Origin of the sequence: Spirillospora sp. NPDC000708, from assembly GCF_040299565.1 — a bacterium.
In the GTDB taxonomy this organism is placed as follows: domain Bacteria; phylum Actinomycetota; class Actinomycetes; order Streptosporangiales; family Streptosporangiaceae; genus Spirillospora.
This window is the reverse complement of sequence record NZ_JBEPCJ010000001.1, coordinates 97,843-113,398: the sequence shown is the minus strand read 5'-3', so window position 1 is coordinate 113,398 and position 15,556 is coordinate 97,843. Positions and strand designations below refer to the sequence as shown.

At 74.2% G+C, this 15,556-nt stretch carries 18 protein-coding genes; 8 read left to right on the top strand and 10 right to left on the bottom strand.

The genetic code is table 11. The features are described from left to right. Position 1 precedes the first annotated feature (1 nt). Positions 2-709 carry a VC0807 family protein gene (locus ABT299_RS00550; RefSeq protein ID WP_500249269.1) on the bottom strand — a complete coding sequence of 236 codons (708 nt, stop codon included), beginning with the start codon at positions 707-709 and terminating at the stop codon, positions 2-4. 9 nt (positions 710-718) lie between these two features. Beyond that, the gene (locus ABT299_RS00545) at positions 719-1,204 is read right to left on the bottom strand and encodes a MarR family winged helix-turn-helix transcriptional regulator (protein WP_387020310.1); all 486 of its coding nucleotides are present in this window, start codon (positions 1,202-1,204) and stop codon (positions 719-721) included. Positions 1,205-1,357: 153 nt separating this feature from the next. Here ABT299_RS00545 and ABT299_RS00540 point away from each other — a divergent pair, with 153 nt between their 5' ends. Genes ABT299_RS00540 through ABT299_RS00530 form a run of 3 tightly spaced genes read left to right on the top strand, consistent with a single transcriptional unit; the run spans position 1,358 to position 4,055 of the window. Next, positions 1,358-1,495, top strand: coding sequence for a hypothetical protein (locus tag ABT299_RS00540; protein WP_500249268.1), 138 nt, complete (start codon positions 1,358-1,360; stop codon positions 1,493-1,495). After that, entirely contained in the window at positions 1,483-2,934 is a 1,452-nt protein-coding gene (locus ABT299_RS00535; RefSeq protein ID WP_500249267.1) for a phytoene desaturase family protein, read from the top strand. Before ABT299_RS00540 ends, ABT299_RS00535 begins: the two co-directional genes overlap by 13 nt. Beyond that, on the top strand, positions 2,931-4,055 hold the full coding sequence (locus ABT299_RS00530) for a glycosyltransferase family 2 protein (protein WP_500249266.1): 1,125 nt from the start codon (positions 2,931-2,933) through the stop codon (positions 4,053-4,055). The genes ABT299_RS00535 and ABT299_RS00530 overlap by 4 nt, the downstream gene beginning before the upstream one ends. On the opposite strand, the gene ABT299_RS00525 is transcribed toward ABT299_RS00530, so the two are convergent. Further along, the gene (locus tag ABT299_RS00525) at positions 4,006-4,659 is read right to left on the bottom strand and encodes a glycerol-3-phosphate acyltransferase (protein ID WP_387020315.1); all 654 of its coding nucleotides are present in this window, start codon (positions 4,657-4,659) and stop codon (positions 4,006-4,008) included. The genes ABT299_RS00530 and ABT299_RS00525 overlap by 50 nt on opposite strands. Before the next feature lie 7 nt (positions 4,660-4,666). Here ABT299_RS00525 and ABT299_RS00520 point away from each other — a divergent pair, with 7 nt between their 5' ends. Continuing rightward, a complete protein-coding gene (locus ABT299_RS00520; protein WP_500249265.1) occupies positions 4,667-5,320 on the top strand; it encodes a spheroidene monooxygenase in 654 nt (217 codons plus the stop codon). Positions 5,321-5,325: 5 nt separating this feature from the next. On the opposite strand, the gene ABT299_RS00515 is transcribed toward ABT299_RS00520, so the two are convergent. From ABT299_RS00515 to ABT299_RS00505, 3 genes are read right to left on the bottom strand one after another with little or no spacing between them, the layout of a single operon-like run. Then, positions 5,326-6,330, bottom strand: coding sequence for a phosphate acyltransferase (locus ABT299_RS00515; RefSeq protein ID WP_500249264.1), 1,005 nt, complete (start codon positions 6,328-6,330; stop codon positions 5,326-5,328). Between the two features lies 1 nt (position 6,331). After that, positions 6,332-7,243, bottom strand: a complete 912-nt coding sequence (locus ABT299_RS00510) for a phytoene/squalene synthase family protein (protein ID WP_387020323.1) — start codon at positions 7,241-7,243, stop codon at positions 6,332-6,334. Then, complete coding sequence (locus tag ABT299_RS00505) at positions 7,240-8,709, bottom strand: phytoene desaturase family protein (RefSeq protein ID WP_387020326.1); 1,470 nt, start codon at positions 8,707-8,709, stop codon at positions 7,240-7,242. The genes ABT299_RS00510 and ABT299_RS00505 overlap by 4 nt, the downstream gene beginning before the upstream one ends. Before the next feature lie 237 nt (positions 8,710-8,946). Here ABT299_RS00505 and ABT299_RS00500 point away from each other — a divergent pair, with 237 nt between their 5' ends. Next, a complete protein-coding gene (locus ABT299_RS00500) occupies positions 8,947-9,177 on the top strand; it encodes a hypervirulence associated TUDOR domain-containing protein (protein ID WP_433230375.1) in 231 nt (76 codons plus the stop codon). Positions 9,178-9,219: 42 nt separating this feature from the next. Here the strand turns inward: ABT299_RS00500 and ABT299_RS00495 are convergent, their stop codons facing one another. The 3 genes from ABT299_RS00495 to ABT299_RS00485 form a co-directional block, all read right to left on the bottom strand. Continuing rightward, positions 9,220-10,044, bottom strand: coding sequence for a carotenoid biosynthesis protein (locus ABT299_RS00495; RefSeq protein ID WP_500249263.1), 825 nt, complete (start codon positions 10,042-10,044; stop codon positions 9,220-9,222). 196 nt (positions 10,045-10,240) lie between these two features. Then, positions 10,241-11,533 carry a cryptochrome/photolyase family protein gene (locus ABT299_RS00490; protein ID WP_500249262.1) on the bottom strand — a complete coding sequence of 431 codons (1,293 nt, stop codon included), beginning with the start codon at positions 11,531-11,533 and terminating at the stop codon, positions 10,241-10,243. A gap of 77 nt (positions 11,534-11,610) precedes the next feature. Beyond that, a complete protein-coding gene (locus ABT299_RS00485; RefSeq protein WP_500249261.1) occupies positions 11,611-12,129 on the bottom strand; it encodes a TspO/MBR family protein in 519 nt (172 codons plus the stop codon). A 110-nt stretch (positions 12,130-12,239) separates the two neighbouring features. Here ABT299_RS00485 and ABT299_RS00480 point away from each other — a divergent pair, with 110 nt between their 5' ends. Next, entirely contained in the window at positions 12,240-13,214 is a 975-nt protein-coding gene (locus tag ABT299_RS00480) for a YbgA family protein (protein WP_387020341.1), read from the top strand. Between the two features lie 17 nt (positions 13,215-13,231). Here the strand turns inward: ABT299_RS00480 and ABT299_RS00475 are convergent, their stop codons facing one another. Next, positions 13,232-13,789, bottom strand: coding sequence for a dihydrofolate reductase family protein (locus ABT299_RS00475; protein ID WP_387020344.1), 558 nt, complete (start codon positions 13,787-13,789; stop codon positions 13,232-13,234). 289 nt (positions 13,790-14,078) lie between these two features. Here ABT299_RS00475 and ABT299_RS00470 point away from each other — a divergent pair, with 289 nt between their 5' ends. Next, a complete protein-coding gene (locus ABT299_RS00470; RefSeq protein WP_500249260.1) occupies positions 14,079-14,996 on the top strand; it encodes a hypothetical protein in 918 nt (305 codons plus the stop codon). 6 nt (positions 14,997-15,002) lie between these two features. Next, complete coding sequence (locus ABT299_RS00465; RefSeq protein ID WP_500190982.1) at positions 15,003-15,464, top strand: Rv0361 family membrane protein; 462 nt, start codon at positions 15,003-15,005, stop codon at positions 15,462-15,464. The last annotated feature ends 92 nt before the right edge of the window (positions 15,465-15,556 follow it).

Sequence of the window (15,556 nt, the reverse complement as noted above, 5' to 3'; positions counted from 1 at the left end):
ATCATCGGCTGTCCGCGTTCCTGGTGAGACGCGCCCGGTCATCGGTGCCGACCGCGTCCGGGGCCAGGTCGCCGGAGGCCAGGGCGGCCTCTTCGGCGTCGACGATCCGCCTCAGCTTGGGCACCTGGAGGCGGATCAGGCCCAGCGCTCCGGCGAGCAGGACGATCCCGGGCACCTCCTGGGCCCAGACCGCGTCGGCGACCGAGGAGGCGGTGAAGATGATGACCAGGCGCAGGGCGGCGTACGCCAGCATCCCGATCCCCACGATCGAGCTGAGTCGGACGTGGATGCGGCGGAACTCGGCCGAGCGGTCCCAGGCCGCCGCGTACGCGCGGGCGCGCACGGGGTCGCCCTTGGTGGCCATCGGCTCGGCCGCGGGGTAGGTGATCGGGCGCCCGGCCGCGCTGGAGGCCAGCAGCGCCCCTCCACCGATGGCGAGGTAGAGCGCGGCGCGGGCGAGGACGAGGCGCGGGCTGTCGGTGGCCAGGGCGAGCCCGACCGAGAGGACCAGCTCCGCGCAGACCAGGGCGCCCAGCAGGTCGACGCGGCGCCTGCGGACGCTGTTGACGGCCGTGGTGACGCCGGCCGCCGAGCCGGCGACGGTGAGCGCCCAGACGTCGTCCATGCCCAGGGCGTGCAGCAGGAAGTAGCCGGCGGTCGGGACCACCAGGTCGAGCAGCAGGGGGAGGAGGGTGGCGAGACGCTTCAACGGTGTTCCTTAGGGGCTTCTCCAGCCGGGGGCGCTGGGAGGGGGCTCTTTCTCGTTGACGGCCTGCGCGGAGGCGCGGAACTTCTCCAGCAGGCGGGCCAGTTCCGTGACCTCCTCGTCGGTCCAGTCCGCGACGAAGGACGCGAAACGGGCCTTGCCCTGCCGGGTGAGCCGGTCGACCGTCTCGCGCCCGGCATCGGTGAGGGTCAGGATCGACGCCCGCCGGTCGGCGGGATCGGGGCCCGCGGTGATGTACCCGGCCCGGGTCAGCGTCCGCAGCTGGTGGGTGACGGCCGAGCGGTGCACCTCGAGCCGGTCGGCGATCTGCGAAGGGCGGACGCCCCCGGAGGCATCGTCCCGCTGGGCCGCGCCGATGACCTGGAGGACGGCGAGCGCCGCGGCGTCGGGGATCGCCCTGCGCGCGCGCCGCATGTTCTCCAAGACCGCGAACAGGGCCTCGGTCAGGCGCGTGACTCCCTCTTCGCGTGGTGGCATGGCCGCACCCTACACATAGTTGATTTAGTAAATCAACTATATGGACGGGTGTGCCGGTGGTGCTTCCGCTCGTCGTGGGAATGATCGTGGTGATCGCCGGCCGGACGGGCACGGCCGTGTCCGGGAAGCGCCGCGATCCACGGGGGGATGAGGGTGGGGGAGACTCCGGCGTTCGCGGTGGTGCACGAGCCGACCGGCCGGGTTGCGGCCTTCGGCGGGGTGGCGGTCTTCGGCGGGGTGGCGACGGGGACGTTCGCCGTCCTGGCGGGGAGGCGTCGATGGCCGAGGTGATCGTCGTCGGCGGCGGTGTCGGCGGGATGGTCGCCGCGCTGCTGCTGGCGCGGAGCGGCCACCGCGTCAGGGTGTACGAGCGGCTGGACCGGCTCGGCGGGAAGCTCGCCGAGCGCGAGCGGGACGGTTTCGTCTTCTCGCTGGGGCCGTCGCTGCTGACCCTCCCGGAGATCTTCCGCGAGCTGGGCGTCGCACGCGAGCTGGTGGAGCTGGACGAGCTGTGCCGCTACCGCTTCGCCGACGGGTCCGAACTGCGCGCCTACCGTGACCCGGAACGGATGGCGGCGCAGGTCGAGCGGCTGGCCCCCGGCGAGGGGGACGCGTGGCGCGCCTTCTACCGCTGGGCGGCGGGCTGCCTGGAGGCGTCGCGGCGGACGTTCTTCGCCGGGCCGCTGGGCCGCCGGCCCGAGCAGGCCCGGATCGGCGACCTCTTCTCGGTCGCGCCGGGCCGGACGCTGGACGGCCTGGCGCGCAGGTTCTTCCGCGACCCGAGGCTGCGGCAGTACGTCGGCCGGTACGCGACGTACGCCGGGTCGAGCCCGTACCGGGCGCCGGCCGCGCTCGGCTGCGTTCCGGCGATCGAGCACGGGGACGGGGGCTGGTACGTGCCGGGCGGGCTGCCCCGGCTCGCCGACGACCTGACCCGCCTGCTCGTCGAGGCGGGCGTCGACGTCCGCACCGGCAGCGAGGTGGCGGAGGTGGTCGCCGACCGGTCGTCGGTGTCGGGCGTGGTGCTGGCGTCGGGGGAGCGTACGAGCGCGGACGCGGTGGTGGTGAACGCCGACGCCGCGGCGCTGTACGGCCGGCTGCTGCCGGATCGGCGCAGGTCGCGCCGGATCGGGCGGCTGGGCCCGTCCTCGTCGGCGTTCCTGGTGCTCGCCGGCGTGGAGGGGCGCACCGAGGGGCTGCCGCACCACTCCGTCGTCTTCTCGGCCGACTACCGGCGCGAGTTCGGTGACATCTTCGAGCGGCGGACGCCGCCGGAGGACCCGACGATCTACATGGGCTGCTCGGCGGTGGACGACCCGTCCCAGGCGCCGGCCGGAGCCGAGAACCTGGTGCTGCTGGTCAACGTCCCGGCCGGCGATCCGGGCCGGTGGCCGATGTCCCCGGACGCCTACCGCGACCTGGTGCTGGAACGGCTGGCGCTCCGCGGCCACGACCTGTCGGGAAGGCTGCGGTTCGCGGAGACGTTCACCCCCGCCGACCTGCGCGACCGGTACGGCGCGTGGGGCGGGGCGATCTACGGGACCGCCTACCAGGGCGCGTTCGCGCCGTTCCGCAGGCCGGGCAACCGGGGGCCGCGGCGCGGGCTGTACCTGGTGGGAGGGTCGGCGCATCCGGGTGGCGGGCTGCCGCTGGTCGCGATGGGCGGCCGGATCGTCGCCTCCCTCGTCGAGCGGGACCTTCCGGTGCGGAAGGACGTGCGGGCGGGATGAGAACGCTGACACCGCTCCAGGCATGGGCCGCCGCGGTGGTGGCCGCCCGGCTGGCGCGCGGCAGGAACCGCCCCGCGCCCTTCGTGCCCGGGCACGCCGACCCGCCGCCGCAGCCGGTCTCCGTGGTGATCCCGGCACGCGACGAGGAGGCCCGGCTCGCGGGCTGCGTCCGGCCCCTGCTCGCGGATCCCGACGTGTCCGAGGTGATCGTCGTGGACGACGAGTCGCGCGACGGCACCGCGCGGCTCGCGGCGCGGCTGGGCGCGAAGGTCGTGTCCGGGGCGCCGCCGCCGGACGGCTGGGTCGGCAAGCAGTGGGCGCTGGATCAGGGCGTGCGCGCCGCGGCGGGGCCGATCGTGGTCCTGCTGGACGCCGACACGCGTCCGAAGCCGGGCCTGTGCGCGGAGCTGGTGGCGCTGCTCGACACCTTCGACCTGGTGTCGGCCGGGCCGAGGTTCGTCTGCGGCGGCGCGGCCGAGCAGGCGTTGCACGCCTCGTTCCTGGCCGGGCTGGTCTACCGGCTCGGCCCCATCGGCCCGGCCGCCGCGTCGCCCGGCCGGCTCCTGCTCAACGGCCAGTGCATGGCCTTCCGCAGGGCCCCGATGCTGCGGGCCGACGGGTTCGCCCGGGTCCGCGGCCACCTCACCGACGACATCGCCCTCGGCCGGCTGCTCGCGCGGGACGGCTGGCGGGTCGCCTTCCGGGACGCGGGCGCCCTGCTGGAGGTCGACATGCACGAGTCGGCCGCCGATGTGTGGCGCGAGTGGGGACGGTCGATCTCCCTGCGGGACGTGACGGGGAGCGGCGCGCTGGCGGCGGATCTCGCGGTCGTCTGGCTGACCCTCGCCCTGCCGGTGATGCGGCTGGCGAGGGGGCGTCCGACGGCGCTGGACCTCGGCCTGCTCGCCCAGCGGCTGCTCCTGGTCGCGGCGCTGCGGGGCAGCTACGCCCGGCCGGGCCCGGGCCTGGCGGTCTCGCCGTTCCTCGACGTCCTGACCGCGGTGCGGCTGACGTGGTCGGCGCTGCGGCCGCCGCGCACCTGGCGGGGGCGGAGCTACGGCCGTCCGGCGGTCACGCGCGGCGCCCGGCCGCGGCGGCCTGACCGAAGCGCAGCCCGATGAGGCACATCAGCGCCCCGGTGCCCGCGACGTGCCCGGCGGGCGCGAAGAGGAGCTGCAGCGCGGGCAGGGAGAAGACCGCGGCGCGCGTGCCCCAGGCGAACGAGCGCGCCGCCAGGCCCACCCCGGCCAGCAACGCGACCCCGAGCGTGAACGCGGGCGGGCAGATCACCGCGAAACCGCCCGCGAAGGTGAGGATCGAGCGGCCGCCCCGCCGTCCCGCGAACGCCGGCCAGGCGTGCCCGGCCATCGCGGCGGCCACCGCCGCGTACACGGGGAGGACGCTCGCCCCGGCGACCGTCCCGAGCGCCCCGGTCCCGCCTCCGCCCGCGGCGAGCCCGACGAGGCCCGCGGCCGTGCCCTTGAGCATGTCGCCTGCGAACACGGGAACGGCGGCCTTCCAGCCGAGCTGCTCCATCATGTTCCAGAAGCCGGGGTTGCGGTCGCCGACGTCGCGCGGGTCGAAGCCGTGGGCGCGCCCGACGAGCACCGCGACCGGCACCGAGCCGAGCAGGTAGCCGCCGATGGACGCGCCGAGCACGGGAGCCGCCGATACCAGGGTCATCGCCTCGTTCCACCTCATCAGGTACGCGGGTGTGGACGCCATGCGGCACATGGCGTTCGATCGGCCGCTGCTGCGCCGCACCGCCGGGCTGTCGTTCTGGCGGCTGCTGGGCACGGGCCGCGGCCGGTCCATGGGCCTGAGCGCGGACCTGCGCCGCTGGGCGCTGTTCGCGGTGTGGGAGGGGGAGCCCGCGTTGGAGGAGTTCCTCGCGCGCTCGCCGGTGGCAGCCCGGTGGGGGGAGGAGGCTGAGGAGTCCTGGCATGTGCGGCTCGCGCCACTCGGTTCCCGCGGCCGCTGGGGCGGGCGCGATCCGTTCGCGGCGGATGCCTTCGCGGCGCCCGTCAGGAAGCCCGGGGACGGGCCGGTGGCCGTGCTGACCAGGGCGTCGATCCGTCCCAGCCGGCTGGTGGCGTTCTACCGGTCGATTCCGGACGTGGACCGGCGGCTGCGCCGGGAGGACGGCTGCCTGGCGTCGATCGGGGTGGGGGAGTGGCCGCTGGCCCGGCAGGCGACCTTCTCGCTGTGGGACGGCGACGCCGCCATCGCGCGGTTCGCCTACGGCGCGGAGGCGCACCGCGCCGTCATCGGGCGGGTGCGCAGCGAAGGCTGGTACGCCGAGGAGCTGTTCGCCCGTTTCACCCCCTACGCGAGCCGGGGCACCTGGGACGGGCATGACCCGCTGCGTGCTCGCCGTACGGAGTGAGCGCGTCACGCGACCGGTCCCATGGAAGCGCGGCCGTCGACGGGCACGGGCCTGCCCTCCGCTGGCGGTTCGGACGCTGGCGGTTCGGAGGCGGCCAGTTCGGACGCGACCACGCAGGCGCGGGCCACGGCGGTGGATCGCGAAGAGCCGTGGCCCACCACGACCGTGCCGGCCAGCCCCAGCAGGGCGGCGCCACCGTGCGTGTCCGCGGTGTAGAGGCGCGCGACTTCCGCCAGCCGGGCGGGCGGGGCGATACCGGCTCCGGCGACCATTCCCAGGGTCGTCCGGACGCAGCCCTCGATGTTCTTCAGCACGACGTTGCCGGTGAAGCCGTCCGTCACGACCACGTCGACCGTTCCCGCCAACACATCGTGCCCTTCCACGTTGCCGTGGAAGCGGAGGGGCAAGCCCGGCAGCAGCGCGGCGGCCTCCCGGGCGAGCCGGTTGCCCTTCCCCGGCTCGGCACCGATCGACAGCAGGCCCACCAACGGGTCGGGCACGCCGAGGACACTGCGCGCGTACGAGGCGCCGAGCAGGGCGAACTGCGCGAGCATCTTCGGAGTCGGGTCCGCGGTCCCGCCGGCGTCGACCAGCACGGTGGAACCGGTCGGCGTCGGCAGCGCCACGGCCAGCGCCGGGCGCAGCACGCCCTCCCGCCGTCCGAACGCACGGACGGCGCACGTCACCACGGCTCCGGTGGACCCGGCCGAGACGAATGCGGCACCCCGCCGGCGGGCGAGCGCGCACCCGACCGCGAGACTCGAATCCCGCTGGGCGGCGGCCCGCGCGCCGCGCTCGGCCATCGGCACGACCTCCCCGGCGTGCTCGACCTCCACTTCGCCGGCGCCGCCGTGCCGCCGCAGCTCGCGGTGCAGGTCGTCGGCCCGTCCGACGAGAACGACCGGAACGCCGTGCTCGCGGCGCGCCGCCAGCGCCCCCGGCACCGTCTCGGACGGCCCGTGGTCGCCGCTCATCGCGTCCAGCACCACCGGACGCGCCGTCCCGCCCATCTCAGGCCGCCTCGAGAGGCCGCCGCCGTTCGGCGCGGCCGGCGGCGGAGGCGGCCAGCATGTGCCGCGCGAAGATCGCGGCCCGGCGGCGGCGCGGCACCCGCGCCCGCGCGGTCAGCACGTCGTGCCCGGCCGCGGCGATCTCGTCCAGGATGCCGCCGTACAGCTCGTACGCGGCGCGGATGCAGGGACGGGAGGACGGCGCCAGCAGTTCCACGCCGTCGAGGGCGCGGCGGTAATGGTCCCGGGCGCGGTCCGACTCGAAGGCGACCAGGTCGCGCAGCGCCCGTGCCGGGGCGCCGCGTTGGAGGTCGTCCTCGGTGACGCCGAACTTGGCGAGGTCCTCCTGCGGCAGATAGACGCGGCCCCGGGCCAGGTCCTCGGCGACGTCCCGCAGGAAGTTCGTCAGCTGGAACGCCCGTCCCAGCTCGCGGGCGGCCTCGCGGGCCCGCCGCCCGGCACCGGGCACCGTCTCCAGGACGGGAAGCATCATCAGCCCGATCGCGGCGCCCGAGCCCTCCATGTAGACCAGCAGGTCGTCGTAGGTGCCGTACCGGGTGACGGTCAGGTCGGAGCGCATGGACCGCAGGAAGGCGTCGAGATCGGTGCGCTCGATGCCGAAGGAACGGACGGTGTGCACGAAGGCGGGTAGCACCGGGTCCTCGACCGTCTCGCCCGCCAGGCTCGCGCTCAGCCGCCGGGTCACTTCGTCGAGCGCGCGCGCCCGGTCGCCGGTGTCCGCGCCCGTCCCGCCGCACGCGTCGACGATGTCGTCCACATGGCGGGTGAACCCGTACAACGCGTGCACATGCCTGCGCTTCCACGCCGGCAGCAGCATCGTGGCCAGGTAGAACGAGCGGCCGTGCCGGGCGTTGAGACGGCGGCAGTGCTCGTAGCTCGCGGTCAGCGTCATCGGCGGCCTTCCAGGATGCGGGCGGCGGCGAGCCGTCCGGAGATCAGAGCCGGTGGGACGCCCACACCGGGCGCGGTGTACATCCCGGCGAAATGCAGGCCGGGGACGCGGCGGCTGCGGCCGGCGGGCCGGAACCAGGCCGTCTGCGAAAACCGGTGGTCGAGCGCGAAGGGCGTGCCCGCCGAATGGCCCAGGCGGGACCAGTCCCGCGGGTCGAACGTCCGTCTCGGGGCCGCCGACAGGTCGCCGTACCCCAGGTCGGACAGGCGGGCGAGCAGGCGCTGCTCCAGCCGCGGCGCGAGACGGTCCCAGTCGGCTCCGCTCGCGGTGTTCGGGGCGGGTTCCAGGACGCTCAACGTGCAGTGGCCGGGCGGTGCCGTGGCGGCGTCCCCCTCGGGGCAGGTGACCAGCAGGCTCGGGTCGGGCTGCGGCCGCCCGGCGGTCAGGGCGGAGAAGGTTCCGGCCCACTCCCGGCCGAAGTGCAGCGTGTGGTGCGCGCGGCCGGGCGCCCGGTGGCCGAGTCCGAAGTGCATCACCAGGCAGGACGGCGAGTACCGCGGACGGCGCAGCCGCCAGTCGCCCGCCGCGTCCGGCAGCAGCCCCCGGTGCGCCCGCGCCAGGTCGCACGCGACCACGACCGCTCCGGCGGTGAGGCGCTCGCCGCCCTCCAGCCGTACCGCCGCCACCCCGGACGCGTCCGTCTCCACCCGCTCGGCGCGCACGCCGTACCTGAGCACGGCGCCCGCCTTCTCGGCCACGGCGGCCAGGGCCTGCGGGACCGCGTGCATGCCGCCTGCCGTCGGGAAGTACACCCCGCCGATGGTGTCCATGTGCGCGACGACCGCGTAGACGGCCAGCGCCTTGCCGGGAGGAAGCCCGACGTACAGGGCCTGGAACGTGTGCGCCCTGATGAGCCGCTCGTCGGTCAGCTGGGCCGCCACGAACCGGTCCAGGCGCCGGAACCCGCCCGCAGCCGCGAGCCTGAGCAGCGCGGCGGGACGGGCCATGCCGCGCAGCCGGGTCATGTCCGCGTCGATGAACGACGGCCATTCGGCCTCGAACATCGCCGCGAGCCGCCGCCGGTACCGCAGGTAGCGGGCCGCCTCGTCCGGCCCGCACAGGGCGCGGACGTTGTCGGCCATCCGCCGCGCGCCCGCCACCACGTCCAGCCGTGAGCCGTCGTGGAAGGACAGCCGGTAGAACGGGTCCAGGCGCCGGAGCGGAAGCAGGTTCTCCATGTCCTCGCCCGCCGCGCCGAACGTTTCCGCCAGGACCTGCGGCATGGTCAGCACCGAAGGACCGGTGTCGAACCGGTAGCGGCCCGCGTGCGCCGTTCCGCAGCATCCGCCCGGTTCGTCCCGAGCCTCGACCACCACGACCTCGCGGCCGCCCGCGGCGAGATGGATCGCCGCCGACAGCCCGCCCAGACCCGCCCCGATGACGACGACCGGACCGCTCTCCGCCATCAGCGCCCGCCACGGCGCACCGTGGACACGAAGCCGCGCCCGATGCCCGTCATGTGCAGTGCGCCGACCATGTCCCCTCCTTGGTCGTCCGCCCGTACCCTCCTCTGACCTGCACAAGCGCGCCTGAAGTGGATTTTGCCCGCCGTGCACCGTTCCGATGGCGGCCGCTCCCGGACCCGCTCCCGGCGTTGCCGCCGCCCATGCCTAGCCCGGCCGGGGGCGGGTACCGCGACGCACATGGGGGACAAGAAGAAGGACCCGGCCGTCGGCGACGAGGTCACCTGGCGCAGCCACGGCTCCACGGCCGAGGGCCGGGTGGAGGAGAAGATCACCGACCGTCGTGAGGAGGCCGGCCGCACCGTCGCGGCCTCGCCCGAAGAGCCGCAGTACGCCGTGCGGAGCGAGAAGAGCGGTAAGAAGGCCGTCCACAAGGGCTCGGCGCTGCGCAAGCGAAAGCGCTCGAAGTGAGCGGTGCCCGTCTGGGCAGGAACGCGAACGCGTTCCGCCGGATCAGGGCCTTGCCGTGTCCGTTCCGGTGCCCCGGCGTCGCACGGCCAGCACCGCGGCGGGCACGGCGAACGCGCCCATCGCCGCCCCGCCCGTCACCGCCACGACCGGATCGGCCGGCTCGAACACCACCGCGAACGCCAGCGTCTCCATCGCGGCCATGAGCCCGTACGTCGCCACGAGCCCCTCCGACGCCACGAGCCCCTCCGAGGCGTCCGGCCCGCCGACCCACGCCTCGGTCGCGGCCATGAGCAGCGCGGACACGCCCAGCCAGCCGGCGAAGTTGCTCGCCGGCACCCCCCGGTAGGTTCCGCGGCGCGCCCATCTCCACAGGTCGTGCCGGAGCATCTGCGGATCCAGGAACGCGTCCCATGCGGTCAGCGCCAGCGCTCCGACCGCGATCCGGCGCACCGGCCGCCGGTCCGGGACCAGAACGGCCGCGACCGCGTGCGCCGCCAGCCCCATCCCGGACCACGCCACCGCGACCGCCACGGGGACACCGCCCACCTGGGGCCGCAGCACCGGTGTGTAGGTGTACCGCCCGAACGGCAGCCCCGTCCGCACGCCGATCCGTTCCACGGTGTGCCCCAACGCCATCGCGGTCGCCACCGCGCCGGCCGCCCGCACGGCGCCCCGTCGCGAAGCGGCGAAACAACCGGCCGCTGCCGCGAGCGCGCCCACCACCGGGTTGATCCACCGCACCGGCTCCGCACCGACCCCGGACGTCACCTGCGCGGCCACCATCGACGCCAGGAAACCGGCTCCGGCGGCGGCGAACCCGTCCGGTCCTCGCCGCGTGCCCTTTCGCCGCCGATTCTTAGGCCGCACCGTCAACTCCACATCCGTGCATCGGGCGGACATGCGCGCTCGGCCCCGGGCCGGCGATCGGCGCGGGCGTCCATCGGCTGCCCCGCCCGAGGATCTTTCCGTTCGTCCTGCCGACAAGCGGCCGCCCGCCTCCGGAAACCGGCCGGGCACGGTAACGCGCCGGCAATGGGACGACGACCGTGCGCTTGAGGGCGGGTCATTCAGGGTCGACGATCGGCGGCGGATAGCCGAGCGCGTGCCGGCGGTCGGCGGGCAGGGACCAGGGGCGGTGGACGCGCGACCCCTCGATCTCGGCGAGCTCGGGCACGTACCTGCGGACGTAGTCGCCGCCGCGGTCGAAACGGGACGCCTGGCGCAGCGGCTTCATGACCTGGCTGGGGCGGGTGTTGTTGCCGGTCCCCGCCACCCACTGCCAGTTCCCGGCGTTGTCGGCGACGTCGCCGTCCAGCAGCCAGTCGTTGAAATGGCGCAGCCCATGCCGCCAGTCGATGTCGAGGTTCCGGGTCAGGAACGACGCGGTGATCAGCCGGGCGCGGTTGTGCATGAACCCCTCGGCGTGCAGCTGCCGCATCCCCGCGTCGACGATCGGGATGCCGGTCATGCCCTCGCACCAGGCGGCCAGGGCGTCCTCGTCCCGGTTCCAGCGGCGCCCGCGGGGCCGGTAGTCGGCCCGGGGGAGCGCGGGGAAGGCGGCGGCGACCTGGTGGTGGAAGTCGCGCCAGGCGAGCTGGCGCCGGAACCCCTCCGGGCCCGCCTTCGCCGCCTCCAGCGGCGAGACGCAGCCGAACTTCAGGTACGGGCTGAGCCGGGACGTGCGGTCGGCGGCGAGGTCGTCGTGGACGCGGTCGTAGTCGGCGGCGGCCTCGCGCAGCCAGGTCTCCATCCGGCGGCGGCCGGCCCGCTCCCCGCCGTCCGCCAGGTCAGGGGACGGCGTGCCGGGCACCAGGTCGGCCATGTCCGGGAGCGCCCCGGGCCGGAGCCCGGGCGGCAGCGCGATCTTCCGCGGCGTCTTCGCGACCGGCCTGCGGCGGGCGGCGTCCCACGCCCTCCAGTACGGGGTGAACACCCGGTAGTGGTCGCCGCTCGCGGGGGTGAGGTCCCCGGGCGGGACCACGGTGATGCCCGGATGCGCCGACACCTCGAGCCCGAGGCCGCGGAGCCCGTCGAGACGCCGCGCCCCGTAGGCGGACCGCTCGTCGGCCAGGAACAGCGCCGCCGCCTCCGTCCGTTCCGCCAGCCGGGCGACCTCCGTGACCGGGTCACCGCGCCGCACCACCAGGTCGCCCCCCGCCTCCCGGAGTGATGCGCGCAGGTCGGCAAGGCTGTCGAGGAGGAACCGGACGCGGTTGGGCGCGGCGAACGGCCCGCCGAGCAGCGCGTCGTCGAAGACGAAGAGCGGGACGACCCGCTCCGCCCGGCACGCGGCCGCCAGCGCCGGATTGTCGCGCACCCGGAGATCACGGGTGAACAGCATGATCGATGTGCTCATCACCGCAATCCTCGGCTCCGCGCCCGCGACAGGTCGGCGTCCCGGCGTGAAAGCGCGGCAAAGATTCGGCCGCCGCGTCAGCCCGTGGCCGCGCTTCGCCGGTTGCGGACGGCTATGTCGGCGTTCAGGGCGGTGGCGAAACCGCACCAGGCCGCGTACGGCACCAGCGCGATGGCCGCCGCGGTGTCGACGCGCGCAGCGCGCCGAAGCAGTTCGGCGTTGCTGACGTCCAGCAGGACCGTCCCGGCCACGCCCGCCTTCGGACTGCGGAGCCCGAAGAACAGGTGGTTCCAGGCGGTGTTCAGGGCCAGGTTCGTCCCGACGCTGGCGGCCAGGGCCCGGCGTTCGGGCCCGCGCGCCCTGAGCAGGGCGCGTCCGGCGGCCCAGGCGATCGACGCGTACAGCGGCGTCCACACCGCGCCGAACGCCCACGACGGCGGCTGCCACGGCGGCTTGGACAACGACCGGTACCAGCCGTCACCGGTGTCGACCGCCGTGGCACCGAGCACGGCGGCCGCCGTCACCGCCGCGGTCGTGGCGCCGTAGGTCTTCCATCGCGTGGCCGCCGAAGGCCCTTGCCGCCGTTCCCGGTTCATACGAGCGTGCTTCCCCGGGGCGGCCCGGATGAACGGTGCTGGTGACCGCCCGGCCCGATGGGTGCGGCGCCAGGCGGTTGTCCCAGCGCATCGCGGGCATCTCACTTTGCGTGACCACACCGACCGGGCACCCCCGGCCGCGGCTGGCGGTGTCCAGTTGCCTGCTCGGCGCGCCCGTCCGCTACAACGGCGGCCACAGCCGGAACCGGTTCCTCACCGGCATGCTGTCGCGGCACGTCGACTGGGTGCCGGTCTGCCCGGAGATGGAGATCGGGCTCGCGGCGCCCCGGCCCGCGATGCGGCTGCGCACCGATGGGCACATCGTCACCAAGGACGGCGCGTCCGACCACACCGCGGCCATGACCGCCCTCGCCGAGCGCCGCCTCCCCGACCTGGGCGGCATCGACGGATACATCCTGAAGTCCCGTTCTCCCAGCTGCGGCCTGTCCAACCTGCCCCGGTACGCCGCCGGGGGGCCGGACGAGCGCACCGACGGGCAGCCGGTCGACCGGAAGGGCCGCGGCGTGTTCGCCGCGCTGCTCCTGGACGCCTACCCCGACCTGCCCACCGAGGAGGACGGCCGGCTCAACGATCCCGTATTGCGCGAGCATTTCATCGAGCAGGTCTTCGCTCAGGCTCGGCTGCGGGAGCTCTTCGCCGGCGACTGGCGCCCGCGCGACCTGGTCGCCTTCCACAGCCGGCACAAGTTCCAGCTGCTCGCGCACGCCCCCGACGGCTACCGCGAGACCGGACGCATCGTCGCCCGCGCGGGCGAGCGGCCCCAGGACGAGCTGGAACGCGACTACCGCCACGCGTTCACCGCCACCCTCGCCATCCGCGCCGGACGCGGCCGCCACACCAACGCGCTCCATCACATCCTCGGCTTCATCACCGGCGACCTCGACCCCGCGCGCCGCCACGACATCCTCACCGCCATCGACTCCTACCGGAGAGGGCAGGCGCCACTGAGCGTCCCCATCGCCCTGCTGCGTCACCACGCCAAAGGCGAACATCTCGCCTACATCGCCGAGCAGACCTACCTCGCCCCCTTCCCCGACGACCTCCTCCTCCGCCACAACCTCTGACCGCGCCGAACCGCCCGCTACGCGTCGGCCGGCACGTACACCAGTTCGAGGATCCCGGACGGGAAGGCCGTGCTCTTCACCAAGCGCAGGTTCACGGGCTGATCCAGCTCGGGGAACAGCGGCGCGCCCCTGCCGGTGGCGGCGGGCAGCACCCACAGCCGGTATTCGTCGACGACGCCGAGCTTGATCAGGGAATGCATGAACCGGGTGCCGCCGGCGGCGACGAGGTCCTTGCCGGGCTCGGCCTTGAGCTTGGCGATCTCCTCGGCCGTGTCACCGCCGGCGATCCGGGTCTCGGGCCAGTCGTCGGCCGATTCCAGCGTGCGGGAGAACACGACCTTGGGGATCTCGTTCATGGCCCGGGCGGACGGGTGGTCGGAGCCCGGCCAGTACCCGGCCATGATCTCGTAGGTGTTGCGGCCCATGAGGAAGGCCCCGGCCTCCCACAGCCGGCGGACGAAGTACTCCTCCTGCTCGGGGTCGTCGATGCTCATCATGACGTCCCGGATCCCGTTGTCCCCGTCAGCGCTCTTTCCGTCGAGCGAGACGTAAAAGCCCAGAATCAACTTCCGCATCCGATGCCTCCAAGCACTTCTTCCACGCCGGGACGGGGCGCTGCATGAGCTCGTCACCCCTCAGCGTCCACCACCCGATCACTCGCAAACTCAGACCGCCGACCCACCGAAAACTCACCGCACCCCACCCCGCCACCTCTCACCCGCAGCAGCAAGACGTACGGCTGTGTCCCGCGGCGGGCCGGAGTGCTTCGGGCGGCTGCGTCACCGGATGTTCATCGGAGGGGTCGAACCTTCATACAGACACTGGCGTCTATATGAGTATGGTTGCCCCACAGGACGAGGAAGCATGATGCGGACTCCACTGCGGATCGCCGGACTCCTGGCCACCCTGCCCCTGGCCGCCCTCCTGACGGCCGCGGGGTCGTCGCAGGCGCTGGCCGACCCCGCCTACCAGGAACTGTGCGCCGGCCCGGTCGCCGAACTCCAGGCGATCCAGGCGCGCATCCGAGAGCACAACGCCCGTCCCCACACCGGCCCCTACAGCGCGGCGGCCGCCGCCTACGACTCCGAGGCGGCCACCTTGAGGAGCGAACAGAACCGCGCGCTCTCGCGGCTCATGGCCTGCGAGCGGAGTCTCGACCAGATGCAGGCCAGGTATCCGAAGTCGACCATCATGAGCCCGTCGGCGGACGACGTCACCAAGATCGGGACGGCGCTCAAGAAGGTGACCGACGCGGAGAAGCAGGCCGCCACGCGCTGGAACGCCAAGACCTACGACTATCTCAAGTACGGGCAGGGAAAGGCCGGGATGACCAAGCGGGTCGATCGGCGGCCCGCCAAGCTCCCGCCGTCCGTCTACAGCGTGTACAAGGCGCTCGACCAGACGCGCCCGGCGTTCCCCAAGACCGCCTACCTGCAAGGAGTGCAGGCGCCGAAGACGGGGACGCCGGACCCCGCGTACCCGCCTTCGAGCGGGCGGGTGGTCAACAGCACGCACATGGACCACATCGTCCCGCTGCGGCGGCTCGTCTCCATGCGCGACTTCCTGAAACTGACTCCCGGCAACATGTACATCGTCGCGAACTCGCCCGCCAACGGCCAATGGCTCTCCGGCTCGGCGAACCTCTCCAAGGGCTCGGGAAGCGCGGCGCTCACCTCCGGCACCTCGCCCGCGTGGCGGCAGCAGCAGGCCCAGCTCCGGCAGAAGGCCGAATCCGAACTCCAGGAACTCATCGACGCGCTGCTCAAGAGCCAGAGGAGCTGATCCGGGATGTACGAACAGATCCAGTACCCGGGCCCGCCGCTCCCGCCCCCGCACGGCCGGAGGCGCCGTCGGTTCGTCCTGCTCGCCGGAGCGCTCACCGCGCTGGCGGTGTTCGCCGGAGCCGCCGTCTACGGGGTCCACTGGTGGACGCACCGGGACGAGAGGCGGGTCAGCGGCGCGGTGACGGACTTCGCGCACGCGGTCGACCGGGAGGACTCGGCCACGGCGCTCGGCCTGATGTGCGCCGAGGAGGAGCAGAGCGCGGTCGAGTCCGGGGCCTCCACGACCGATCACGGCCTCGGCTCCCGTTACGAACGGCCGGTGAAGACGTCCGACATCAAGATCTCCGGTGACGTGGCCCGGGTGCGGCTGACGCGCCCCTCGCAGCAGCCCGCAACGCTCTACCTGCGCAAAGAGGGCGGGACCTGGAAGATGTGCGACCCGGAGCGGCAGAGCCGGCCGCAGTGACCTCGCCCCCGCCCGGCCCCCCCCCCGGGCGGTCCCGCGGGGGGCCCCCCCCCCGCGGCGGCTCCGCGGGGGGGGCGGCCCCGGGAAGCCAG